The following is a 24,963-nucleotide window of genomic DNA, read 5'->3' on the forward strand; positions in this document are numbered from 1 at the left end:
AAACCGGTGGCCCGGAATGGTCGAATGGGGTCCTTGCACACCGGGGCGCGATGCATGAAAGTGTTAGGCCGCAATGCAACCCGGTTCGTCGTCGGACGCAGTGCGAGGGAGCCTGAGATGGCCGTGAACGCGCCTGACAAGCCGAAGAAGTTGGTCAGACGACGGCTCACCGCCGACGCGAAGCGCGCCATCGGCGCGTCCGTGCTGGTGCTGGTCATGCTGGTGGGGGCCGCGGCACTCGATCCCGCTGAACTCTTCCGAAACGGCCAGCCCTACCAGCGGGCGGCCGCCGTCGCGGGCGCGGTGGTCTTCCTCGCCGTCGGCATGATCGCGGTCCACAACATCGCCAGGGAAGCGCGCCGCCGAACCCGGCTGCGCATGCCCGCAAGCCACGCCGGGGCAATCCGGCTGGTCGTCTCGCTGGTGGGCTACGTCGCCGTCGCGCTCACCGCGTTGAACGAACTGGGCGTTCAGCTCGACCAGCTACTGCTCGGCGGGGCGGTCACCGGCGTGATCATCGGTATCGCCTCGCAGCAGTCGCTCGGCAACGTTTTCGCCGGTGTGATGCTCGTGATCGCCCGCCCGTTCACCGTTGGTGATCACCTCATCGTCTATTCCGGCACGCTCGGTGGCCCGCTTGAGGGTCAGGTGACCGAAATGGGCCTCGTGTACCTGACGCTGGAAAACGACGACGGCCTGATCCGGCTACCCAACACCGCCGTGCTCAATTCCGCCGTAGCCCCCAACAGCGGCGGCCGAGCAACCGAATCAGACCAGTCCGACCGCTGAACTGCCACGAGCGACCTCGGAGGTTCAGTTGCGCGCTCGACAACGCGCCCGCCGAGTCGAGTTCCTGGGCGCGCGGCGTCGCGGCGAGAATCGCCGCGTGCGCGTCGAATCGCCTCGCCGTGCCGAACTCCGACCGGCGCCGACCAATCGGATCTCCGTGGCGTCGCGGTGAGTTCTGGTTGATCGACGGTGACAGCATTGCCCCGGTTCGTGCCATGTGACATTTTATAGGCCGACGGGAGGCATGTGGGCTGGTGGCGAGAGGAGTGCCGGAGCATGGATCGGACAACTCGGGTTGCCGTCGACGTCGGCGGCACGTTCACCGACGTCGTCAAACTCATCCCCGCCACGGGTGAGTTCCGGTTCGAGAAGGTTCCGACGACACCGGACGCCCCGTCCGCCGGAGTGCTGCACGCATTCGAACGGGCCGAGGCCGACATGGCCGAAGTGGCGATGTTCAACCACGGCACGACGCTCGGCCTGAACTCGCTGTTGACCCGATCCGGCGCGCGGACCGCGATCATCGCCACGCGCGGCTTCCGCGACGTCTTCCTGCTCGGTCGAACGGATCGGCGGGTCATGTACGACATCACCTACCGCAAGCCGCCCGCACTCCTGGAGCGCCACGACACCTTCGAGGTGACCGAGCGGGCGTACTTCGACGGGACGGTCGCGACACCGCTGGACGAGCCGGACGCGCGGCGCGTCGCGGCGGAGATCGGTCGGCGCGGCTTCGAATCGGTCGCCATCGCTTTCCTGCACTCCTACGCGAATCCGCGCCACGAGCTGCGCATGCGCGAGATCCTGCTGGCGCACTGCCCGGGGATCGAGGTCACCGTCTCGCACGAGCTCTCCCGCGAATACCGCGAGTACGAGCGCACCAGCACCGCGGTTCTGGACGCCTACATCAAGCCGATCGTGCGGCGCTACCTCCAGCGCCTGGACGACAGCCTCACCGACCGGGGGTTCGCGGGCCGATTCCTGGTGTCGCGTTCCGGTGGCGGCGCCATGACCGCGGCGGCGGCGCGCGAACAACCGGTCAACCTGATCCTGTCCGGACCGGCCGGGGGAGTCGTGGGCGCCGCGGGTTTCTCCCGCCTGATCGGTCGCCCCAACCTGATCACCATCGACATGGGCGGCACCAGCCTCGACGCGTCGCTGGTGCTCGACTCGCAACCCGTGCTGTACCAGGGCGCCGAGTTCGAAGGCCTGCCCATCAACACGCCGTCGCTCTACATCCACACCATCGGCTCGGGCGGCGGCTCGCTGGTGCACGTCGACGACGGTGGGGCGCTCCAGGTCGGACCGCGCAGCGCCGGTGCGGTACCCGGACCGGTCGCATACCGGCGAGGCGGCACGCAACCGACCTTCACCGACGCCGCGGTCACGGTCGGCTACCTCGGGGCGGACACCCCGCTCGGCGGCACCCTCGCCCTGGACGCGGCGGGGGCGCGGGGCGCGCTCGAACCGATCGCGAGAACGCTCGGCCTCGATGTGGACGAGCTCGCCCGGGGCGTGTTGCGGATCGCCAACACCAAGATCGTCGGGGCGGTCCGCGCCATCACCGTCGAACTCGGGCACGATCCGAAGGACTTCGCGTTGCTGTCGTTCGGCGGCGCGGGCGGCCTGGTGGCCGTGGACGTGGCGCGCGAGCTCGGCATCCCCGAAGTGGTCGTTCCGCCGGGGCAAGGCGCGTTTTCGGCCCTGGGCATGCTGATGGCCGATGTGCAGCACGATGTCGCGCGCACCTCGGTCCAGGCACTGTCCGAACTGGACGAACGAACCGTGGACGACGCCTACACCACGATGGAGCGCGAGGCCGCCGCCAGCCTCGCCGCCGAGGGATTCGCCGCCGACCGCCGGATCTTCGAGCGCAGCGTCGACGTGCGCTACACCGGGCAGGAACACTCGGTGAACGTCGGATACCCCACCGACGCCGACGATCCGTTCGCCGTGGTGGAGAAGGAGTTCGCGGCGCTGCACGAGCGGCAGTACGGCCACGTGATGGACGAGCCCATCGAGATCACCACGCTCCGAGTCCGCGCTACCGGCATCGTCGACAAGCCAGCGCTCCCCGAATTGCCCGAACGCACCGGCGCGGCGCCGACGGCAGGTGGCAGTCGGGCGGTGCGCGGCCCCGACGGTGCGGTGACCGACTACGCGCTGTGGGCGCGGGAGGACCTTCTCGCCGGGGACGTGATTCCGGGACCGGCGGTGGTTTCGGAGCACACCGCGACAACCGTGCTGCACGAAGGTGACCGGCTGCGGGTCGGGCGCTACGGCGAGCTGGTCATCACGCTCGCGAGTGAGGGCGAGGAGCTGCGATGAGCGACGCGATCACCATCGAGGTCATCCGGCACGGACTGCTCGCCGCCGCTGAGGAGACCGCCCGCAACCTGTGCCGCACCGCCTACAACACGGTGGTCTACGAGATCCACGACTACGGCATCGGCATCCACGACGCACGCGGCGATGTGGTCGCCGACGCGCCGGGCATCGCGGTGTTCACCCGGGCCAACGACTACGGCATCAAGAAATCGCTGGAATTCCTCGGCGAAGCCGCGATGGAACCCGGCGACGTGTTCATCCTGAACTACCCGTACTGGTCCTCGGCGCACACCCTGGATCCGCTGGTCTTCGCGCCGATCCACGTCGAATCGGAGCTGATCGGCTTCGCCTCCTGCCGAATCCACGTGCTGGACCTCAACCAGAAGGACCCCGGCTACGTGCTGGATTCCACCGACGCCAGCCAGGAAGGACTGGTGTTCCCGGCCTCGAAGCTGTATCGACGCGGCCAGCGCAACGACGACGTCTTCAACCTGATCCGGTTCAACTCCCGCATGCCCGAGCGGACCATCGGGGACGTCCAAGCGCAGGTGTCGGCCTGCACGACAGGCGTCCGGCGAACTCAGGACCTGGCGCGAAAATACGGCGTGCCCGACCTGCTCGCGGCCATGCGGGAGATCAACGAACACGGCGAGCGGCTCGCCCGGATCGGCCTGGCCAAGCTGCCGAAGGGCACCTGGAGCGCCACGGACTTCCTCGACAACGACGGCGTCGACCTCGACCAGCACGTCGAGCTCGCGGTCACCGTCACCGTGACGGACGAGGAGATGATCGTCGACTGGCGCGACAGCGCCCGCGACGTCCGGGGTCCGATCAACCTGCCGGTGGGGCAAACGCATGCGCTGTCCAGCCTGATCTTCAAGGCGCTGACCACATCGGACACCCCAGTGGTCGCCGGGAACTTCGCGCCGCTGCGGGTGATCACCGAACCGGGCTCGGTGATGCACGCCGTCGCACCGATGCCGACGTTCACGCTGTGGACCGGTCTGCTGGCGGGCGAGGTCATCCTCAAGGCCCTCGCGCAGGGGATGCCGGAGATCGTGCCAGCGTGTTCCGGCGGCGACGTGTGCTCGATGATGGGGCTGGGCGTCCACCCGCGCACCGGCAAACCGTGGCTGGAGGCGACGAACGAAGCCGTCGGGTTCGGCGCCACGGCCCACGCCGACGGTGAGGACGGGATCATGCACCTGTCCGAACCCGGGTGCCGCAACAACCCCGTGGAGGTCCTGGAGACGAAGTCGTCGATGATCATCGACCACTACGGGTACCGGCCCGATACCGCTGGACCGGGGAAGTTCCGGGGCGGCGTCGGCGTCAGCCGGGTCTACCGCTTCACCGCGCCATCGACCGGGATCTGCCTGGTGTACAAGACGAAGTCCCGGCCGTGGTCGATCAACGGCGGTGGGGAAGGGGAGCCGAACCGCATCGTGCTGGACAGCGGCACCGAGCACGAGCGCGTGCAGGGCGGCAGCTACAACCAGCTGTCCGCTGGCGAGACCCTGACCAACGACACCGGTGGTGGCGGCGGCTTCGGCGATCCATTCGAGCGCGATCCGCAGGCCGTGGCCCGCGACGTGCGCAACGGCTTCGTCTCGCCAGCCGCCGCGAGGAAGCAGTACGGCGTGGCCGTCGATCCGGTCGATTTCACCGTCGACGAGCCGACCACCGAAGCCCTGCGCGGGCGCGGAAAGGGGACGGGTGCAACATGACCAGCAGCTCGCGGAGTTCTGCCTCGCCGACCGGTGAGCTGACCGTCGTCAACGCCGTGATCTTCGACGGGAATTCCGAAGACCTCACCGAAGCGTCCATGCGCGTGGTCGACGGCCGAATCGTCGAGATCGACGCGCAGGTCCAGCGCAGCGACCACGTCATCGACGCCCGCGGCCGGGTGGTACTCCCGGGCCTCATCGACGCGCACTTCCACGCCTACGGGATTTCCGTGCACGGCCTGGAGTTCCAAGCCGGACCGCTGAGCTACCTGGCACTGGTCGCGGCCAAGCGGCTCGAACGGGCCCTGCACCGGGGATTCACCACGGTCCGGGACGTGGCGGGCGGGGACATCGGCCTGGCGCGCGCGATCGACGAAGGGCACGTCAACGCGCCCCAGTACCTCTACACCGGACCGGCGCTGAGCCAAACCGGTGGCCACGGCGACGCCCGACCGGCCGAACTGGACATCTGCCTGCACGGCGGGCACATGAACGAGGTGGTCGACGGCGTCGAGCCGCTGCGCACGGCGGTGCGGGAGCGGTTCCGGCGGGGCGCGCACGCCATCAAGATCATGACCTCCGGTGGGGTGGTGTCGCCGACCGACCCGCTCGCCCCGGCGCAGTACTCGGCCGACGAAGTGGCCGCGGTGACCGACGAAGCTGCCCGGCGAGGCAGCTATGTCGCCGCGCACGCCTACTCGCCGGAGGCCATCCGGCACTCGGTGGACAACGGCGTGCGCTCGATCGAGCACGGGAACCTGCTGGACGAGTCGACCGCGTCGGTGATGGCCGCCCGCGGCGCCTTCCTGGTGCCCACCCTGGTCGCCTACGACGCGATGGATCGGCGCGGCGACGAGATCGGCCTGCCCGCGGTGTCGCGCGCCAAGAACCGCGAGGTGCTCGATGCCGGGCGGGGCGCCATCGAACTGGCCCACGCCGCTGGCGTGCCGGTCGGTTTCGGCACCGATCTCATGGGAGAGCTGGAGAACGACCAACTGCTGGGCTTGCGGTTGCAGATCGAAGCCGCCGGGGTGCTGGCGTGCTTGCGGTCGGTGACGTCGGTGAACGCGCGCCTGCTGCAACGCGACGACATCGGCACGATCAGCGTCGGCGCGCGAGGTGACCTGCTCATCGTGGACGGAAATCCGTTCGACGATCCGGCCGCGCTGTGGGACGCGAGTCGGGAGCGCGTGGTGGTGCGCGCCGGTGTGCCGATCGACGGGCTGCGCTGAGCTGTCGGACTGATGCCTATGGCGCTGAGCTGTCGGACTGATGCCTGCGGCGCTGAGCTGTCGGACTGATGCCTGCGGCACGGGGCTGTCGGACTGATGGGGCTGTCGGACTGATGGGGCTGTTGGGCACGGGCGGCCTTGAGCGCGCGTCGGTTCTGATTCTTCGCTGGCAACTCCACACGACCACGGCAATGCATCGACCTCGGAGGCCTGAAGCCACGAAGGGAAGCTGAACATGGACCCCGAACGCACCCAGAGCCCGGCGGCGGGCACCTCGGTGGGCAAGATCTTCGCCGACATGCCCCTGACCCGGCAGCACCTCAAAGCGGGCATCGCGCTGTTCTTCGCCTTCGTGATCGAGGCGTGGGAGATGCTGATCCTGTCCTACGTCTCGTCGCCCATCGAACGGGAATTCTCGGTCGGCCCGACGAGCATCGGCTTCCTGCTGTCGGCGATGTTCTTCGGCATGATCCCCGGTGCGCTCGCCTGGGGCTGGTGGGTGGATCGCAACGGCCGCAAACCCGCCTGCATCATCAGCCTGGGCAGTTACGGGATCGTGTCGGCGCTTTCCGCGCTCGCTCCTAACTACTGGTCGCTGTGGGGCCTGAGGTTCCTCTCCGGCATCGCCTTGGCTGGCATCCTGGTGACGGTTTTCCTCTACTTCGAGGAACTCGTGCCGGTTCGCTACCGGGGGCGGGCAACGGTCTTCCTGGCCGCTGGCTGGCCGTTCGGCACCCTGATCGCGGTGGGAGTGGCGGCCGGATTGCTCGATGTGCTGGGCTGGCGGTGGGTGTTGTTCATCAGCTCGCTGTCGGGGCTGTGGGCGCTGGTGGTCTGGAAGTGGGCGCCGGAATCTCCCTATTGGGCAGTCCGGCACGGGCGCATCGAGCAGGCTCGCGCCGCGGTGTCGTGGCTGAGCCGCGGAACCATCAACCCCACCGGGCCGCTGTCGCTGCGGGAGGCGACGGCGCAACGATCCGCGGGTCTGCGGTCGCGTCGCCTGCTGGTCATGACCGGTGTGCAGGCGGTCATCAACTTCTCGCTGTCGTGGGGCTACTGGGGACTGCAGACGTGGCTGCCCGGTCTGCTCGCCGAACGGGGCCTGTCCCTGCCGGACAGCTACACCTTCATCGCGATCTCCGCGGTGTTCATGATCCCGGGCTACCTGGCGGCTTCCTGGCTGACCGGGCGGATCGGCCGCAAACGCGTGTTCCTGGTCTTCGTGCTCTTCGGCAGCGTCGGGGGTCTGACGTTCGCCTACTCGGAAACGCTCGCGTGGTTGTACGTCGGGAACTTCATGATGTCGTTCTTCGCGCAGGGTGCCTGGGGCGTGTGGGACACCTGGCTCGGCGAGATCTATCCAACCGCCAGCCGGGGCAAGGGCTACAGCATCGGCATCACCGCTCAGCGCGTCGCGAACGCCGTGGCGCCCAGCGTGATCGGCCTGCTCGTCGCCGTGTCGGTCGGGTTCACCCCGACGGTCGTCTTCATCGAGGTGTTCTTCCTGGTCGCGCTGCTCTTCGCGCTGGCGTTACCGGAAACCGAAGGCGTGGAGCTCGACTGAACCGGCTGGAATTCCCAGCACGCGGGACCCGAGCGGCACGGCTCTTCCGAGCGTGCCTGAGCACGTAAGATGCAATGTCACATGGTAGTTTACATTGAGCGAAAAATTCTGTTACGCACCGTTATGTTGGGAGGTCTTATGTCGGAACTTAGCAAAGCCCGGCACGGCGTCAGCGCCGTGCCCGCGCTGCCGTTCACCGCTGATCTGTGTCGTGGCGCCTGCGCCGAGCATGTTCGGCCTCTGGCCGCCCAGAACGGTGCCACGCGATGACGAAGTCGAACATTCCGCTCGGCCCGCTGCATCGGCAGACGAGCATGCGGGAAACGATCATCGAACAGCTGCGTGCCGCGATCATCTCCGGTGACCTCGATGAGGGAGTGGTGTATTCCGCGCCCGCGCTCGGCAGCGCGTTCGGCGTGTCGCCGACGCCCGTCCGGGAGGCGATGGTGAAGCTCACCGAGGAAGGGCTCGTCGAAACCGTCAAGAACAAGGGGTTCCGCGTCACCCGCATCTCGGACAAGGAGCTGGACGAGATCACCGAGATCCGCCTGCTCCTCGAACCGCCTGCCGTTCGCGACGTCGTCGGGTCGGTGCCCGCGGACGGATTCGCCGAGCTGCGCGAGCTCGCGCAGCACATCGTCGAGGCCGCCGCGGGAAAGGACCTGCCGGGATACCTGGCCGCCGATCGTGACTACCACGCCCGCCTGCTCAGCTACACGGGCAACGGGCAACTCGCCGACCTGGCCACCAGCCTCCGCTTGCGGACGCGCATGTACGGGCTGAAGTACCTGATGCGACAGGGATTGCTGGACGGATCGGCGCAGGAGCACCACGAGCTGCTCGACCTGATGGAGCGCGGCGACGCGCAGGGCACCTTCGACCTGATGACGCGGCACATCGGACACGCGCGTGGGCTGTGGGCCACCGGGTACGAGGCGGGCGATCCGGTGCCGGAGGGCGGTACGCAGCCGAGGGCGAAGTCCACCCGCCGGTGACTCCGGCCGCGCACGTCCTCGCCTGAGTCGGCGCATCGCGGCCGAACGAGAGTCGTCGGTCGGCAACGCATCCTCAATCCATTGTGGACTTCTTGTCTTTGGCTCGGCGGTGCGCGCTCGTGACTGGAAAACCCGGTTCTTGAATCCCACTGGGTCTGACCGGCCGCGAAATCGGCGACCGTGCCGTGTCCAGTGGAGATACCGTCGTGCAGGGCCTCGGTCGTGGATTCCTAGACAGGAACTTAGCTAATTGACATAATTCCTTCATGCTCGACGTGGATCTGCTGAGGGCGCTGGCCAACGACAAGCGGTTGCTGGTGCTGGAGTGGCTGCGTGATCCGGCGGCGCACTTCCCGCCGCAGCGCGATGGCGACTTGGTCCGGGACGGGGTGTGCTCGTTGTCGCTCGCCGAGAAGCTCGGCGTCAGCCAGCCGACGTGCGGTGCGCACCTGAAGGTGCTCAGCCGTGCCGGGTTGGTCCGGGGCAAGAAGATCAAGCAGTGGGTCTTCTACCAGCGCGACGAAAACCGCATCGCCGAAGCGAAGGAGTTGCTGGGGAGTGGTTGGTGAACCGATGGCACGACGGTGGTGGATCTGCACGCGCGTTTGATCGCGGATTTGGACTCGGTCGGAGCGCGGTATCGGTTGATCGAGCATGCACCGGTCGTCGTCGCTGCCCTTCCGTTGGGCGCTCCTGTTGAAATCGAGGCAATCGCCCTACCCAAGAGCGAGGGAATGGACCATCTGTGGCTGCCAGCGCGCGCAACACCCGTGCAAACGTCACCGGCGACGTGATCACTGCGGAGCACATCCGCTACGTCTCCGATGTGATCAAGCCCTACCTGCGGCGGACGCCGATCATGGAAGTCGATCTGGTCGAGCTCACCGGCAAGGGGAGAACGGACCTGGTGCTCAAGCTGGAGCAGCTGCAGCGCGCCGGTTCGTTCAAGGTCCGCGGTGCCTTCGCGAACCTGCTGCTCCGCACCGTGCCGGAAACAGGAGTGGTCGCGGCATCGGGTGGCAACCACGGCGTGGCCGTCGCCTACGCCGCCCACCGGCTGGGTGTTCCCGCGAAGATCTTCGTCCCGACCATCTCCGCACCCGCGAAGATAGCCAAAATCCGCTCACTTGGAGCGGACCTCGTGGTCGGCGGTGACCGCTACGCCGATGCCCTCGCCGCTGCCCAGAATTGGGTAGCCGACTCCGGCGCGCTGAGCATCCACGCGTTCGACCAGCGTGAAACCCTCCTCGGCCAGGGAAGTCTCGGCCTTGAACTCGCCGAGCAGGCCGCTGGCCTGGACACCGTGCTGGTGCCCGTCGGCGGAGGCGGGCTCATCGCTGGAATCGCGGCCTACTTCGCGGGCGATGTCCGCGTTGTCGGGGTGGAGCCCGCCGACGCACCGACGTTGACCACCGCCTGGGCGCACGACGCGCCGACCGACGCGCCCAGCGGGGGCGTGGCAGCCGACGCCCTCGCCCCCAAGCGCGTCGGTGAACTGGTCTTCCCCATCACTCGGTCCTATGTGGATGATGTCGTGCTGGTCGACGATCAGGCGATCCGAACGGCGCAGCACGCGCTGTGGGACACCACCCGCATGATTGCCGAGCCCGCCGCCGCCGTCGGGATCGCGGCTCTCGTCACCGGTGCCTACCGGCCTGAGCCCGGCGAACGCGTCGCTGTCATCATCACCGGAGCCAACACAACCCCAGCCGGGCTTGACGCGAAACCCTGACCAGTTCGAACCTTTCGACACTCAGGATTCCAGCGCCGCGCGTGATCGATCCTTCGCGTGGAAATCCTGGGGCTGGCTTCCCGGTCAACGCTAGGCGGAAAACCGTTGTGCGAAACCGCCCGCCCCGGTGGGGGACGGGCGGTGCTCGCAGTGACTCAGCGCTGAACCGCGCAGATGGCCGTAGCGGTCTTGGTCGGATCGCTCTCGGACGTCGCGGTCAGCGTCACCGTGCCGGAGCTGGCGGCATCCCCGGCCGCGGCGACGGCGACCGGCACGCTCGTCGTCTTGTTGAACTGCGCCGTGGCCAGCTCGTTCGGCAGCGCCGCCCGCCAACCCGCGCCCTCGACACTGGCGGAGAGGCGGTAGACGTCGGAACGCAGGAACTTGCTGACATCCTCGGGCCGGTCTGCTCCAGCGGGCTGGTTGCGTCCGGTGTTGGTCAGGTCGAACGAACAGGTGGTTCCCGCGCCGTTCGGGTCACCGGCCGGGCGTCCACCGGCCAGCTCGACGCCGCGCTCCTGCGGGCCGGAGCCGTCCAGGGAGCGCACCGCCACGGTGTAGAGCAGTTCGCCAGCCGGGGTCAGCGACCGATCTAGCACGTAGAAGTGCAGCCGGTTCGCCTCGTCGACGTACTCGTACTGGCTCCCGGAGTTCGTACCGGCGTGGAACAGCCCGTCGTTGAGCTGCCGGTAGTCACCGATCGAACGCATCACCGGGGTGCCGTCCGGCTTGGTGTAGTCGACCATGTTGATGTCCTGCGGGTTGGCGTCGACCATCCAGCTGAAGCAGAGGTACCCGCAGCTGTCGCCCTCGTCGTCGAAGGGCTTGTTCTTGGTCAGCATCACCCCGTTGTCCGGTGTGAAGGAGTCGGAACCGATCCGCTGCACCGTCTCGATCGTGTAGTTCCGGTATCCGGGTCCCGCGCACAACGGGTCGGCGTTGACGTCGCACGGGGGAGTGTTGTCCTGGTCCACGTCCACCAGCACGCCCTGCACGTCACCCGGTTTCGGCTGCGCCGAGCGGGCCTTGACCTGCACCACCGCGACGCCGCTGTCGGCGAGCGCTTCGCGGGACAGGTGCACCACCTGCTCGTCGTCGATGAAGCCGAGCTTCATCTTGGTGCGCAGGGTCTGTCCGGCGGGCATCGAGGCGCCCTGGGTGGCGGGCACCTGCCAGCGGTTGTGCGGCCCGCCCGGTCCGTTGAACGACCCCCGGTCCATCAGGTCGAACGGCCCGGTGCCCGCGCGGTGGTAGGGCTGGGCGTAGGGATTGTTGTTGTTGTCGCCGATGTCGAAGGTGTGCGACAACTCGTGGGTGATCGTTCCCGAACTCTCACCCTGCCGGATTCCGGAGTTGCCCCACAGCTGCGAACCCGCCTTCCACGAGGTCCAGTCGCTGTAGCGGCCCCGGACCCAGTTCGGCAGCGACGGGTCCGGCGGACCCCACTCGTCGGGGATGTCCTCCTTGGTCTGGAACTTCATCTCGCCGAATTCCTGCCAGACCGACGTTTCGTCGTATCCGGCGTACAGGCGGAGGACCCGGTCGTACTTCTTCGTCTCGTCCTCGCCGACATCGGCCTGCCACTGGGCGTCGATGTCGGGCTCTATCCGGCCGTCGCAGGTGTGCCCGGTCGGGCATCCCTCGCCTTCCTGGCCGATGTCGTTGACGCCGTACTCGTAGGAAGGCCGCGGCGCCTGGTACGGACCGAACGGCACGAACTCGACGCCGATGCGTCCGCCCGTCTGCTCCATCCAGTACTCGTTGACGGTGTGCCCGTGGTTGAGTTCGCTCGGCTTGCCCCAGAAGTCGGCGTAGAAATGGGCCACCGAGTCACGGCTGATCGGGTCGATCTGGGGGTTGCCGAACGGGTCGCTGCCCTTGGGCTGGGTGATCACGAACGGCTGGTCGGGGAAGTCGACCGCCAGCACGGCGACCTTCAGCTTCTGCTGCGTGGGCTCACGATTGCCGTCCGCCCAGTTGGTGCCCGGCACGCCGTGGTAGTCGTCCCAGGTCATGTCCTGCTGGTCCTGCCAGTGCTGCGGGTCGATCGGTGCGAACGGATCGGCCTGCGCCTCATCGGATCCGGGCACGGCCGGGGCGGCCGTTGCGCCTGCCAGGAGTACCGCACTGACAGCGACGCCCGTCGCCATCAGTGCCCGCGAATGTCTTGCACGTCGCCAGAAGCCCATCTGCTTCCTTCCGAGAATGGTAGGTCTACGGCTGTGCGAGCGGCGATTCGGTGGTCAGCTCACCCCCTTCATCTGGCGAAGGATCACCGGGGCCAGGAAGTACAGCAGACCGCCGCAGGCCGCCACCACGGCACCGATGACTCCGAAATAAGCGATTTCCGTGTCCGCGCTGTAGAGCCGGACCACCTGTGCGCTGATGCCCTGACCGGCGGCGTCGGCGAGGAACCACAGGCTCATCATCTGGGCGCCGAACGCGGCCGGGGCCAGCTTGGTGGTCGCCGACAGCCCAACCGGCGACAGGCACAGTTCCCCGGCCGTGACGACGACCAGGCTGACGACCAGCCACAGCGGACTCGCCAGGGCGTCCGTGCCGCCCAGCAGTCCGGGCAGGGCCATGATCAGGTACGACAACCCGGCGAACACCAGACCGGCGGCGAGCTTGCGCGGCGTGCTCGGCTGCCGCGGCCCGAGTTTGGTCCAGATCCAGGCGAACACCGGGGCCAGGATCACGATGGCCACCGGCCCGATGGACTGGAACAGCGCCGGATCGATGGTGACCCCGAACGCGTCCAGATCGGTGCGTTGGTCGGCGAATCGGGCCAGGATCACCGAACCCTGCTCCAGGATGATCCAGAACAGCACCGCGGCGACGAAAAGCGGGATGTAGGCCCGCAGTCTGGAGCGTTCCACGGCTGACGTCTTGCGACTGCGCAGCATCACCGTGAAGTAGCCGACCGACAGCACCACGCCCAGGACGCTGATTGCGTTGATGACGAACTCGATGGTGAGCAGACCGGTGACGGCGAGCAGGACGACCGCCGCGACCAGCACGAGCAGCAGCCCACCGAGCCGGGGCCACAGCCGGGACCGCTCGGCCGGGGTGAGCGGGTTGCCCGGGGCCGAACCGGCGCCGCCCAGCCGTCGTCCACCTAGGACGTACCAGGCGATTCCGAGCGCCATCCCGATCGCGGCCACCGCGAACCCGGCGTGGTACCCGCCGATCGACCGCATCCCGCTGACCGCGAACGGAGCCACGAACGCGCCCAGGTTGATGCCCATGTAGAACAGCGAGAACCCGGCGTCGCGCCGGTTGTCGCCCTCGTCGTAGAGGTCTCCGACGACCTTGGAGATGTTCGGCTTGAGCATCCCGGTGCCGAGCACGATGAGGACGATCGAACCGTACAGCGCCCCCACACCGCCGCCGGGCAGCGACAGGCAGACGTGTCCGAGCAGGATCAGGATGGCGCCGTGCAGGATCGAGCGCCTCGACCCGAGCAATCGGTCGGCGATCCAGCCGCCGAGCACCCCGGACATGAAGACCATCGACCCGTACACCGACATCAGCGACGAGGCGAGTCCTTCGTCGAGGCCGAGTCCGCCTTGGTCGAGCCCGTCGTACATGTAGTACAGCAGGATGGCGCGCATGCCGTAGTACGAGACGCGTTCCCAGAACTCGGTGAAGAAGAGCGGGGACAGGCCCGCTGGATGTCCGAAAAACCCCCGCTGTTCCGGTCGCGAGCTGGTGGTTCCGGTGGCGGCCATCTACCCCCGTCCCTCCGTGTGGTGTCGGGATTGCGCCGACTGTTTGGAAGAGTCAAATGTCATACGGCTTCGGTAGAGTAAAATGTCACATGCCATATGACAATAGTTGGCACGAGACAGAACTTGAGCCACCGCCGCCGCCACCGCCGCCGACCTTGGCCTCCGCGCTCGATCCGGCTGCGAGACAGCGCATCTCGGATGGCTCGCCCGGACGGCGGAGCTGGGGCGAGCTGGCCGTGCCGACGAGGCGGTCACTGATCGTCCTCATAGGACAGATCGGCGAGACGTCGGGAGTGGCGTTGCGGCAACGGAAATCGGTTGGGGTGCGGAGGCTAGGCGATGCCGCGGCGGGCGTTGAGCATCCGACGGTGGCACGCGCAGGCAGTAGTCCAGCAGTTCCCGCCGCGTCTCAACCTCACCGGTAGCAGCCGATCGGTCGGTGGGTTGAGGCGACTTTCACGAGCTCGCTCTCGGGCCGGTCAGTTGCGGCACCGATGTGCGACCGAAGTTTCACCGGCCGGTGCTTCCGGTGGTTTCGGGCGGAATTTTTCGCATGCCGTTCGGGCGCGGCTACCGGCGGCAACTGCGGCCATATCGAACCGCTATCGCGCAGCGGCGTGGCGTGGATTGGCGCTATCGGGCGAGTGCTGCTTGATTGGCGGCGAGGCCGAATTCCCGGCCGTTGACCCGAACGGAGAACTTCGTTGCAACACCGAGAGATCCGCATCGCACGTCGCGCGATCCTGGGCGCGCTGCTGGCCGCCCCCGTGGTGGCGGCGTGCGGTTCGGCCGGGCCGAGCACGGCGCCACCGACCAGTGCTCCCGTCGACCCGAACGGCCGGTACGCCCAGGCGTTGGCCGACCTGGAGCGCCGCTACGACGCGCGGCTGGGGCTGTCGGCGACCAACGTCCAGACCGGTCGCACCCTGAGCAACCGAGCGGACGAGCGCTTCGCGATGTGCTCGACGTTCAAGGCTTACGCGGCGGCCGCCCTGCTGCGCCAGCACCGGCTGGACAGCGGCTACTTCGACAAGGTGATCCACTACTCGCGGGCCGACCTGGTGGCGAACTCGCCCGCCGCCGAGGCACACGTCGACACCGGCATGACGGTCTCCGCCCTGTGCGAGGCGGCGATCACGGTCAGCGACAACACGGCGGGCAACCTGCTGCTCGCCGAACTCGGCGGCCCAGCGGCGATCGCCCCCTTCGCTCGCTCGATCGGCGACGGCAGCAGTCGACTGGACCGCTGGGAAACCGAGCTCAACAGCGCGATCCCCGGCGATGAGCGGGACACCACGACCCCGGCCGGAATCGCCGCGGGTCTCCGGGCGCTGGTACTCGGCGACGCGCTCGGCGCACCCGAGCGGGAACAGCTGACCAGCTGGCTGGTCGCCAACACCACGGGTGGGCCGCGCCTGCGCGCCGGTCTGCCGCCGACCTGGCGCACCGGGGACAAGACCGGCATGGGCGACTACGGCGCGCTCAACGACATCGCGGTGACCTGGACCGACAACGGCCAGCCGATCGTCATCGCGGCGCTGAGCAGCCGCCCCCGGCAGGAGGACGACGGCGACAACGCCCTGCTGGCCAGCACGGCGCGGATCGTCGCCGAAGCCCTACGCTGACACCTCGGCGAGAACGTCCGGTCGTGCCGGGTGAAAGTCCCCACGCACTTGAACCGGTGCACCGGTTCGGCGTTATCGCTGAGCATTTCCGCAGTCAGGCTGTTTTCGCACACCTATCCCCTGAAGGAAGACGATGACGTCATCACAACCGACCACCACTCGCCGCACTTTCCTGGCGGCGGCTGCACTTCTACCGTTGGCCGGTTGTGCGAACGGCGAAACACCGCCGTCCGCGCCCTCCGCTGCCGCGACGAGCGATCAGCACGATCGGTTGGCCGAATTGGAGCGGAAGTTCGACGCGCGCCTGGGGGTGTACGCCCTCAACACGGGAACCGGTGCCACCATCGCGTACCGGGCCGATGAACGATTCGCGTTCTGTTCGACGTTCAAGGGACTGGCGGCAGCTGCTGTCCTGCACCGCAACCCGCTGTCGCACCTGGATGCGGTCATGACGTACACCGAAGGCGATCTCATGAAGAGCGCCGTCATCACCGGGCAGCACGTGGCAACGGGGATGACGATCCGCGACCTGTGCGACGCCGCGGTCCGCTACAGCGACGGCACGGCGGGCAATCTGCTGCTCCGCGATCTCGGCGGCCCGGCCGAGCTCACGGCATACACGCGCAGCCTCGGCGACACGGTCACCCGGATGGATCGGATCGAGCCCGCGATCACGGAAGCCACGCCGGGAGATCCTCGTGACACGACTTCTCCCCGGGCAATCGGCACCGACTACCAGAAGATCGTGCTGGGCGAAGCCCTGCCGACCGACAAGCGCGCGTTCCTCCGAGACCTGATGGAACGCAACGCCACCGGAGCTGGCGCCCAACGCATCCGGGCTGGTGTACCGCAGGGCTGGGCCGTGGCCGACAAGACCGGAACCGGTGATTACGGCACGCTCAACGACATCGCCGTCGCTTGGCCCTCGAACTCCGCGCCACTGGTCATCGCCGTCATGTCCAGCAAGGCCACCAAAGACGCCAAATACGACCAGCCCCTCATCGCCGAGGCCGCCGCACACGTAGTGGCCACGCTCACCTGACAAGCACGTGCGAGGCAACCGCCGGTCTGAGTCTCATCTAACGTCCACTGTAGACTGATCACGTCTTGGCCGCGACGGTGACAAGCGGTCGCGGTGCGCAGCTCGTCCCCGGTTGCTGCGTCATGCCGTGTCTTCCTCCGCGCGCGGGTCCAGAGTTGCGGTGCTGGTCGCGGGCTCGTTGGTGGTTGGCCAGGACGGCAGTCCGATGCCGTGCAGACCGCGGTATTCGGCCACCGGCGGTGAGCTCCACGTCGCCAGCAGGTCGGGGTCGGGCCGGTACACCTCGACCGCGAGCGGACGGCAGACGTCGATCGGATCGCGAGCGTCCGGGCCCCACAGCGGGACCGACAGATCACCGGCGGGGCAGGTCGACAGCGCGCAGAGCAGGTCCAGTTCGGCGAAGAACTCGAAGAAATCCCCGGGCCGGGCCGGTGACGCCTTCATGAAGTAACGGTCGTCGTCGTTGAGCCCGGTGCACTGGAAGATGTTGAGCACGTCGTGCACGTCGAACTCGGTCAGCCCGTAGGGCAGCACCGCGCGCACCAGGTTCGAGTGGCAGTGGAAGTCGAAGTCCTCGCCGGTCAGGATCCGGTTGACGTACGGGTCGCAGCGGGACCCGAGCAGATCGTGCACCCTGCCGCCGTCGCCATCGACGCCGTAGGACTCCAACGTGTCGTAGGTGATGGTCAGCAGCGGACGCAGGTAGGGCAACGTGGACCACAACCGGTCGTAGCGCGTCACGTGCGCGCGGTGCAGCTGCCGGGTGCGCGCCGCCCACAACCGCTCTCGCGGGTTGTGCCGGTTCCACACGTTGAAATCGCCGACCTGCGGCCCTTCTGGGGTGATCACCCGGCACAGGTGCCCGGCGGGAACCTCCCAGGCACGGCCGGAGCGGATCGGGATCACGAAGCTCTCGACCAGCTCCCGGCGGTCGGTCCGGTCGGCCAGCCGGTCGTAGAAGGGCCGGTCGACATCGAGCATGCTGCCCGCCTTCGGCTGATAGGCGGCTGGGGGAGAGCCCATCTGCGTTCCTCATCTCTGTTCGGGCGGCGGGACCGGTTGCGCCGTGCGGGCGGCGCGCAGCTCGTCGAGCACCTGGCGCTCGGAGTCCTCCAGGTAGACCAGCAAAGCGCCGACACCCTGGGAGCGGCGGCCCCGGCGCAACAGCTCGTACAGCTCCCGGTCGCGTTCGGACCAGGACCGCTGGAACGCCTGCTCGTCGCGATTGTTGAGCAATCAAGACCCGCGAAGTCGGTCAGAGTAGTTCCATACCAGGAGATTCTGGTCTAGTACGGGCATGTGTGCCGGATCCGCTGACGATTTTGTTGAGCAATATTTAAGGTGGGTTCCAACGATGGTGCCCGAACACATCAACAGAGCGCGTTCTTGGCCCGAGGCCAGCGCTCTCCGCGACGTCGGCCGCGGCGGCGAAGGTCATGCGCCGGACCCGGCGCAGGGACACGGCTCCCGAGCAGGCTGTTGATCTAACTTCGCCGTGCAGGTACCTGGACTCGTACGGTGGTTGACGTCTGGACGCGAGATCGTGTGGGCTGCTGACCCGGGACGACGCGGAAGCGGGGGAACGATGGTCGAGTGGGCCTACGGTGGTGAGGGCGTTGGCCGGGAAAGGTTCGCCAGGGCTGTGCACAATGAGATCAGTGGCGAGGCGGGATCGGTCGTACAAGCTGATCACCTCGCCGGGTCCGTGGTGTTCGGCAACCAAACGCATCACCACCATTACGGCAGGCATGAGCACCCACCGGGGCCTGGATTGGTATCCGTGGCTCCGCCTTTGCAGCAACTGACGCACGCCGTGCTCGGCCGCGATGAGCTTCTGGCGACGGTAAGTGCATCGGTACGAGACAGACAACGATCCGTCATCGTCTTGCACGGCGCCGGGGGCAACGGCAAGACAACTCTGGCGCTCCAAGTAGCCCAGGACCTCGGCGACGAGGTCTCCGTCTGGTGGGTAGACGCATCGTCTGAGGTCACCCTCATCGGCGGGCTGCGCGAAGTCGCACTGCAGGCGGGAGCTGATCCACAACAGCTGCACCAGGCATGGACCGGGCACAGTTCAGCACCAGACTTGCTGTGGCGGTGCTTGGACCAGCTTCAAAGCCGTTGGTTGCTGGTGCTCGACAATGCCGACGACCCGCGTTTGCTCGCTGCGGCCGGATACCGCGTTAGCGACGGCAATGGCTGGTTGCGAAAGCCACGTTCCGATCAAGGTGCCGTGCTGGTCACCTCACGTGACGCAAATCCCGCGACCTGGGCGGCGCACGCGGTTTTGCACGCAGTAGCGCCGCTGAACGTGTCGGACGGGGCACGGCTGTTGTTGAACCGGGCGCCAAAAGCAGGATCTGCGGCGGGAGCCGAGCAACTGGCGCAGCGGCTTGGCGGTTCGCCACTCGCGTTGCACGTAGCCGGGACCTATCTCGCCACCGTCACGTCAGCGCCGCCGTTGCCTGGCTTCGATCGAGTTTCAGATTTCGCTGGCTACCGTGCGGCGCTGGACGAGCGACTGCTCGAACTGACCGAGATTCCGGGGCTCGGCGGGGAGAGGCGAGAGCGGGAGCTCCTGCACCGTACGTGGGAACTTTCGTTGGACCTGCTCGTAGGTCGTGGACAGCCGATGGCCAGGACTTTGCTGCGATTGCTCTCCTCACTCGCCGCAACTCCTGTTCCGCATGCTCTTCTAGACTCGCAGCTGCTCAGCCAATCCGCGTTGTTCGATTCGCTGACCCCGCGACAACTAGCTGAATTAGTCGGCGCACTACGCGATATGGATCTTCTCGATGCTGCTGAGGTGCTCGACGGCGATCGGGGCCGGGCGGGTGGACATACCGCAATTGGCCTCCACCCGGTGATACGGGATGCGAGTCGTCAACAATCGGATTTCGCTGAACATCGCGATGCGTACACCGAGCTCGGTTTGAAGTTGCTGTTGAAGCTCACCCGCCATCTTGATGACGAGTCGCCGGACAGTTGGAAACTGTGGCGGTTGTTGCTGCCGCACTGCTTCCAAGTGTTGGAATTCTTCATCAGGCCCGCCAGCCCGGTCGATCACGAGGTACGCGGTCGGCAAGATCGTGAAGAGCAGATTCGCCGCCTTGACCGTTCACTTGCTGTCGCTTTGTGTCGTCGGGCGGCGGCTTTTTGCAAAACGGCCGATCTGTCAAATGAGGCACATGTCCTCTACAAAGCTCTTGTCGCGGATTCGTGGGAGCATTTCGGCCCCGACCATCGCGACACTTTGTGGGCACGGCTTAAACTTGGCGAAACGCTTATGGGAATGAAAAAGATCGGCGCGGCAAAAGCAGAGTTCGGTGACGTTCTGAGCAGGGCGTCTCGGACGCTGGGATCGGACCATATCGATACCCTGGGAGTGCGGCGCAGAATTGCTGATATCTTTTGCCTCGAAGGTGATTTGGCAAATGCGGAGACGGAGTTGCGCGATGTCCTCGCCAGGCTGCGCCACGTTCTGGGATTTGATCATGTGGTGACGTTTGCTACGCGTAGGCAGTTTGCTCATGTTCTGCAGGAGCAGGGCGACTTGGTGGGTGCTGAGGTAGAACTTCGTGACCTTCTCGCCAGGCAGCGCCACGTTCTAGGTTTTGATCATTCGGATACCATTTACACGCAAGCGTATCTTGCTAGCCTACTTGCGCGATTGAACGATTTTCCGGCGGCAGAGGTTGAGGCCCGGGCAGTGCTCGACGCGCGAACTCGGGTGTTCGGCACTGATCATCCGGACACGCTGAGTTCTCGACACTATCTCGCCTACCTGCTGTGGCGTCGAGGGGAACTCGCCGATGCGGAGGCAGAATTTCGCGAAAACTTGGCTGTTCAAGTTCGGGTATACGGTCCAGAACACCTGAATACGCTCAAGACGCGACACGGCCTCGCTGGAGTGCTTCGAAAGCTCGGTGAATTAGCGGAGGCGGAGCACAACTATCGCGAGGTACTAGCTGGTTGGACGCGAATTCTGGGGCCTAAGAATCATGACACGCTGACTGTTCGTCACAACCTTGCAAGTCTGTTGTTCTCTCGTGGAGAACTCGTAGCGGCAGAAGTAGAATTTCGTTGGATCCTGGAAGCGCGGATTCAATTGCTCGGCCTTGAGCATCCGGGGACTTTGGCTACTCGACATTTTCTCGGTGCCGTATTGTTGGAACTCGGGGAGTTTGATGCGGCAAAAGTCGAGCTGGGTAGCACGTTGGAAGCTCGTGTCCGTGTTCTTGGCGAGGACCATCCAGACACCGTTTCTGTGCGGAACTATTTAAGCGCTCTCGATTTTCCTGGGGACAAGAATAGATTGTTCCGGCTCCTTGGTCTCGGCTCGGTGTCTGATTTCGATCCTGCCGCGGCGTGGCGGCCTCGGCCGATCGAGCAACTCTTTCGGGTAGCAATCGGGGTCGACAAGCAAGGGTGCGCAGTCGAGTTGGATATCAAAGAAACCATGAAAGGCGGTGATGGTCCGCACGGTCTTTGCATCGGTTCTACCGGTTCTGGCAGAGTTGAGTTCTTGCGTACCCTGATCCTGTCTTTAATGGCTATGCATCCGCCTGATCTGCTCAATTTTGTGCTGGTGAGTCCGTCGAGAGCGTTCCCGGAGTTCGAGACGGCGCCGCACGTCTCGGCCCGCATCTCGGATTTTTCGCCGGACGATGTTCAGATAGATCGCATGGTGGAGATTTTGAATGGGGAGCTTTTTCGGCGCCAGGAGCTCCTGAGCCAAGTGTCGGCAAAAAATGTTTGGGATTATCGGAAAATTCGCGACGACAACAAGGATCTACCCAAGCTTCCTGCGTTGTTGGTCGTCATCGATCAATTCGATTTGATGTCGCTGAACCGCCGGGCCTTCGATCTTTTTCTTCTGATCGCTCGACTCGGCCGCTCCTTGCAGGTGCACCTGCTGTTGAGCGCCGATCGCTTGGCGGAGGACACCCTGAAGCAGATCGATCCTCACCTGTCGTACCGCATTGGCCTGAAGACGTTCAGTTCGGAAGAATCGAATTTTGTGATCGGCACTCCAGACGCCGCGGATCTTCCAGCAACCGGAGGGCACGGATTTCTCAAAAGTCCCAGCGGCATGAAGCGTTTTCGCGCCGCCTTCGTGTCCGCACGACTTGAACAGACCGCTGAAGCGGAATTGACTGATCTTCAGTTCGCAGTGCGGCGTATGGCGAACCATGGGCCGCGGGCTCAGCAGCTGTGGCCGCCGCCAGCGTAGCCGAAACCCAGGCGTTGAACGCCGATCCACCCAATCTTCAGCTGGATTCGGACCTGCACTGATCAACCAGTTCGGCACTGTCGTGCTCGTCGGCCGCTGTTGGTGGGGACCGCATCGGTTGCTCGACGGTGACGGTGCCGAACCTGTCGGTGATGGTCACCGGGACGGAACCCGGCGTGCCCGGTGCTTGCGAATCGCACGCCGACAACACGGGTTCGGACATGTCGGAAGGGTCAAGGATTCCAGATCGTGGTTCTGACGACTGGAACGCTTCGGGTGGTGGGGCCCTGCGTGATCAGCAAGTGGACCAGTTTGCCGCCGGTTGTCCGGATGCAGAAGGACGATTCGGCTCCGAGATCGCCGCCGGGGCCTGATTCGGCGCTGTCCGAACCGGGTTGGTACGCCCAGTCGACCCGGTCCGGGGCCTGCTCCACCGCCTGCTGGCAGTCTTGTCCGCTCGGCTCCCCTGCTTTGCCCATCCGGGCAACGTCCGCGCTGGTCCGGTAGCCGGTGAGGTTCCAGGCCTCGTCGCAGGTGTCCCAAATCAGGTCGGTGCTGTCGGGGGCGTCGTCGTAGGGTTCGAGCGAGGTGCGGACCCGGTCGCCTTCCACCGCGTCGAAATCGATCATCTGACCTCGGCATTGTCCGTCATCGTCGGTGAACGTCAGCGAAAGCGATGGCGTGGTGGAATCCGAACCGGTGAAAATGCCGACCAGCAGCTGCCGAACGTCGGGGACGAGCCAGGCGCCGAGTGCGATCAACGCGCCGATGGTGGTCAAGACATTCGGGATCGTCCAGAGCTTGCGTTCCTTCGCCGGTTTGCCTTGCTCTTGATCGGGCACGAGTGCTCGTCCTGACTCGGTGGAAGTGGGCAGGGCTCCTTGCAACGCGTCGTGACGATCTTATGCCAGATGTGACGATCTCGGTTCGCTTCGACCCGATTTCCCGGATCTTGGTTGCGCCAGCGGCTGAAGCCGTCGATCCTGCATGGCGGCGGTGCGTGATCGGCAACCAGGCTCGAACGTTATTCTGGCTGTCGCAAGGAAGTCGGCGCGCGGTCGTGCTGAAAACGCAGACATAGCCGACGATTCCGGCCAGGTTGGACGACGATCTACTCATCGGCGTCTTATGTTGATACGGTTACGGCCGTAACGAAGGCGCGATGTCTCCAGGATTCCCTGCGTGCGGGAGGTCGGCGTATGTGCCAGCTGTGCGGTGCCGAGGCGCGGCTCGGGTCGTTCGAGGACGCGACGGTCTCGCGGCGGACGCTGTTCGCCGCGGCGGCCGGGCTTGCCCTGACGCCCATGGTGGTGGGAACACCAGCGGTGGCCGAAGCACGTCCCGGTGACGGGGCCGACCTCATCCTCTACAACGGCAATCTCGTCACGCACCCGCTGCTCGGACGCTCCGCGCACGCCGTGGCCGTCCGCGGTGGCCGCATCGTGGCGGTGGGCGGCACGAACCAGGTCATGAGCCTCGGTCGGCGCGGTACCCGCAAGGTCGACCTGCGCGGTCGTACCGTCGTGCCAGGGCTGATCGACAGCCACTTCCACCAGTTCAACGCCGCGCTCGACCGGCCCAACGTGTCGCTGCTGGAAGCGCGCAGCATCGCGGACGTGGTCGCGCGCATCGGGGAGCGGGTCGCCGCCAGCGATTCCGGTGCGTGGGTGCAGGCGCGTTCGGGCTGGCACGAGAGCCTGCTCGCCGAGGGCAAGTTGCCGACCCGCACCGAGCTCGATCCGGTCTCACCCGACAACCCGGTCTTCATCCCGCGCGGTGGCCACGTCGCCACCGTCAACGGCCGCGCGCTGGCGCTGGCGGGCATCACGCGGGACACACCCGATCCCGCTGGCGGGGTCATCGTTCGGGACGCGAACGGCGAACCCACCGGCGTCCTGCTGGAACGAGCGCGCTCGCTCGTGCAGGCCGTGCTGCCGCCGCAGCCGTCAGCCGACGAGCAGCGGCGCCTGCTGCGAGAGCAGATGGCCGAACACAACGCGCTCGGCATCACCGGCCTGACCGAGCCCGGGCTGACGCCCGAGCAGATCGAGATCTACACCCGGCTCTGGCACGACGGTGAGCTGACCACCCGGGCGCACCTGCTGTGGCGGGTCGCCAGCCTCGCCGACGTGGACGCGGCCGTCGAGGCGTTCCAGCCGCGCACCGGCGATGACATGCTCAGCTTCGACGGGCTGAAGTACCTGTCCGACGGCGGAGTTGAGGGAGGGTTCCTGCGCGACCCCTACCAGATCGTGCCCGGCGAGCAGACCAGCCCGGACTACCACGGCCTCCAGCTGCTACCGCCCGGCGGCGAGGCGGAACTGGCGGAGATGTACCGGCGCGCCGCGCGGCACGGGTTCCAGGTGCAGACGCACGTGGTCGGTGACGCGGCGATGGACTTCATCGTCGACGTGCTGGACGCGGTGAACCGGGATACGCCGCTCGCGCCGCTGCGCTGGGTGCTGATGCACCTGTTCCTGCCGTCCGGCCAGAACATGGCGCGGATGCGGGAGATGGGGCTGCTCGCCAGCGTGCAGGACCACCCCGTCCTGCTGGGCTTCAACCAGGTTCGCTGGTGGGGGCAGGAACGCGGCGCACGCGCGATCCCGATCCGGGAGATCCTGGACGCCGGTCTGGTCGTCGGCGGTGGCACCGATGCGCCGGTCGTGCCACCGAGCCCGCTCTGGTCGCTCGGCTGGATGGTCACGCGGGAGACGCTGCGCGGCGACGTGCTCGGCCCCGAGCAGGGCATCACCCCTCGCGAGGCCCTGCACCTGTACACGCTCGGCAGCGCACGCACGCAGTTCGCCGAACACGATCTCGGGACGATCGAGCCGGGCAAGCACGCCGACCTCGCCGTGCTGGACGCCGACCCGTTGACGGTCGAGCCCCGGTCGATCAGGGACATCGGAGTCGACATGACGATCGTCGACGGCCGCGTGGTGCACGAACGCACCTGAGCGCG

At 66.5% G+C, this 24,963-nt stretch carries 18 protein-coding genes; 12 read left to right on the plus strand and 6 right to left on the minus strand.

Going from position 1 to position 24,963, the window contains the following annotated elements:
* Positions 1–117 precede the first annotated feature (117 nt).
* From ACTWQN_RS00255 to ACTWQN_RS00290, 8 genes are all read left to right on the plus strand, one after another.
* On the plus strand, positions 118–789 hold the full coding sequence (locus ACTWQN_RS00255; RefSeq protein ID WP_443201209.1) for a mechanosensitive ion channel family protein: 672 nt from the start codon (positions 118–120) through the stop codon (positions 787–789).
* A 276-nt stretch (positions 790–1,065) separates the two neighbouring features.
* Positions 1,066–3,117 carry a hydantoinase/oxoprolinase family protein gene (locus ACTWQN_RS00260; RefSeq protein WP_443201210.1) on the plus strand — a complete coding sequence of 684 codons (2,052 nt, stop codon included), beginning with the start codon at positions 1,066–1,068 and terminating at the stop codon, positions 3,115–3,117.
* Positions 3,114–4,844, plus strand: a complete 1,731-nt coding sequence (locus ACTWQN_RS00265) for a hydantoinase B/oxoprolinase family protein (protein ID WP_443201211.1) — start codon at positions 3,114–3,116, stop codon at positions 4,842–4,844. Before ACTWQN_RS00260 ends, ACTWQN_RS00265 begins: the two co-directional genes overlap by 4 nt.
* Complete coding sequence (locus ACTWQN_RS00270; RefSeq protein WP_443201212.1) at positions 4,841–6,076, plus strand: metal-dependent hydrolase family protein; 1,236 nt, start codon at positions 4,841–4,843, stop codon at positions 6,074–6,076. Before ACTWQN_RS00265 ends, ACTWQN_RS00270 begins: the two co-directional genes overlap by 4 nt.
* Positions 6,077–6,311: 235 nt before the next feature.
* Positions 6,312–7,640, plus strand: a complete 1,329-nt coding sequence (locus ACTWQN_RS00275; protein ID WP_443201213.1) for an MFS transporter — start codon at positions 6,312–6,314, stop codon at positions 7,638–7,640.
* A 266-nt stretch (positions 7,641–7,906) separates the two neighbouring features.
* Positions 7,907–8,635: a GntR family transcriptional regulator gene (locus tag ACTWQN_RS00280; RefSeq protein WP_443201214.1), complete on the plus strand. Its 729-nt coding sequence runs from the start codon at positions 7,907–7,909 to the stop codon at positions 8,633–8,635.
* Between the two features lie 266 nt (positions 8,636–8,901).
* Positions 8,902–9,204 (plus strand): ArsR/SmtB family transcription factor, encoded by a 303-nt coding sequence (locus tag ACTWQN_RS00285; RefSeq protein ID WP_443201215.1) that lies wholly within the window; start codon positions 8,902–8,904, stop codon positions 9,202–9,204.
* Positions 9,205–9,380: 176 nt separating this feature from the next.
* Positions 9,381–10,367 (plus strand): threonine/serine dehydratase, encoded by a 987-nt coding sequence (locus ACTWQN_RS00290; protein ID WP_443201216.1) that lies wholly within the window; start codon positions 9,381–9,383, stop codon positions 10,365–10,367.
* A 155-nt stretch (positions 10,368–10,522) separates the two neighbouring features.
* Here ACTWQN_RS00290 and ACTWQN_RS00295 read toward each other — a convergent pair whose 3' ends face one another.
* Positions 10,523–12,517 (minus strand): metallopeptidase domain-containing protein, encoded by a 1,995-nt coding sequence (locus ACTWQN_RS00295; RefSeq protein WP_443201217.1) that lies wholly within the window; start codon positions 12,515–12,517, stop codon positions 10,523–10,525.
* 93 nt (positions 12,518–12,610) lie between these two features.
* A complete protein-coding gene (locus tag ACTWQN_RS00300) occupies positions 12,611–14,098 on the minus strand; it encodes a peptide MFS transporter (protein ID WP_443201218.1) in 1,488 nt (495 codons plus the stop codon).
* A 725-nt stretch (positions 14,099–14,823) separates the two neighbouring features.
* Between ACTWQN_RS00300 and bla (ACTWQN_RS00305) the strand changes: the two genes are divergently transcribed.
* Together bla (ACTWQN_RS00305) and bla (ACTWQN_RS00310) are read left to right on the plus strand one after the other, a co-directional pair.
* Positions 14,824–15,723 (plus strand): class A beta-lactamase, encoded by a 900-nt coding sequence (gene bla / locus ACTWQN_RS00305; RefSeq protein ID WP_443201998.1) that lies wholly within the window; start codon positions 14,824–14,826, stop codon positions 15,721–15,723.
* Positions 15,724–15,856: 133 nt separating this feature from the next.
* Positions 15,857–16,765 carry a class A beta-lactamase gene (bla, locus tag ACTWQN_RS00310; RefSeq protein ID WP_443201219.1) on the plus strand — a complete coding sequence of 303 codons (909 nt, stop codon included), beginning with the start codon at positions 15,857–15,859 and terminating at the stop codon, positions 16,763–16,765.
* A 120-nt stretch (positions 16,766–16,885) separates the two neighbouring features.
* Here bla (ACTWQN_RS00310) and ACTWQN_RS00315 read toward each other — a convergent pair whose 3' ends face one another.
* A complete protein-coding gene (locus tag ACTWQN_RS00315; RefSeq protein WP_443201220.1) occupies positions 16,886–17,788 on the minus strand; it encodes an urea carboxylase-associated family protein in 903 nt (300 codons plus the stop codon).
* 9 nt (positions 17,789–17,797) lie between these two features.
* A complete protein-coding gene (locus tag ACTWQN_RS00320) occupies positions 17,798–18,001 on the minus strand; it encodes a hypothetical protein (RefSeq protein ID WP_443201221.1) in 204 nt (67 codons plus the stop codon).
* Between the two features lie 544 nt (positions 18,002–18,545).
* Here ACTWQN_RS00320 and ACTWQN_RS00325 point away from each other — a divergent pair.
* On the plus strand, positions 18,546–21,998 hold the full coding sequence (locus ACTWQN_RS00325) for a tetratricopeptide repeat protein (protein ID WP_443201222.1): 3,453 nt from the start codon (positions 18,546–18,548) through the stop codon (positions 21,996–21,998).
* Between the two features lie 37 nt (positions 21,999–22,035).
* Here the strand turns inward: ACTWQN_RS00325 and ACTWQN_RS00330 are convergent, their stop codons facing one another.
* Together ACTWQN_RS00330 and ACTWQN_RS00335 are read right to left on the minus strand one after the other, a co-directional pair.
* Positions 22,036–22,221 carry a hypothetical protein gene (locus tag ACTWQN_RS00330; protein WP_443201223.1) on the minus strand — a complete coding sequence of 62 codons (186 nt, stop codon included), beginning with the start codon at positions 22,219–22,221 and terminating at the stop codon, positions 22,036–22,038.
* Between the two features lie 10 nt (positions 22,222–22,231).
* Positions 22,232–22,840 (minus strand): hypothetical protein, encoded by a 609-nt coding sequence (locus ACTWQN_RS00335; protein WP_443201224.1) that lies wholly within the window; start codon positions 22,838–22,840, stop codon positions 22,232–22,234.
* Positions 22,841–23,197: 357 nt separating this feature from the next.
* On the opposite strand from ACTWQN_RS00335, the gene ACTWQN_RS00340 reads away from it, so the two are divergent.
* Entirely contained in the window at positions 23,198–24,958 is a 1,761-nt protein-coding gene (locus ACTWQN_RS00340) for an amidohydrolase (RefSeq protein WP_443201225.1), read from the plus strand.
* Positions 24,959–24,963: the final 5 nt, after the last annotated feature.

Source organism: Saccharopolyspora antiqui, assembly GCF_052246905.1.
Lineage (GTDB): Bacteria > Actinomycetota > Actinomycetes > Mycobacteriales > Pseudonocardiaceae > Saccharopolyspora.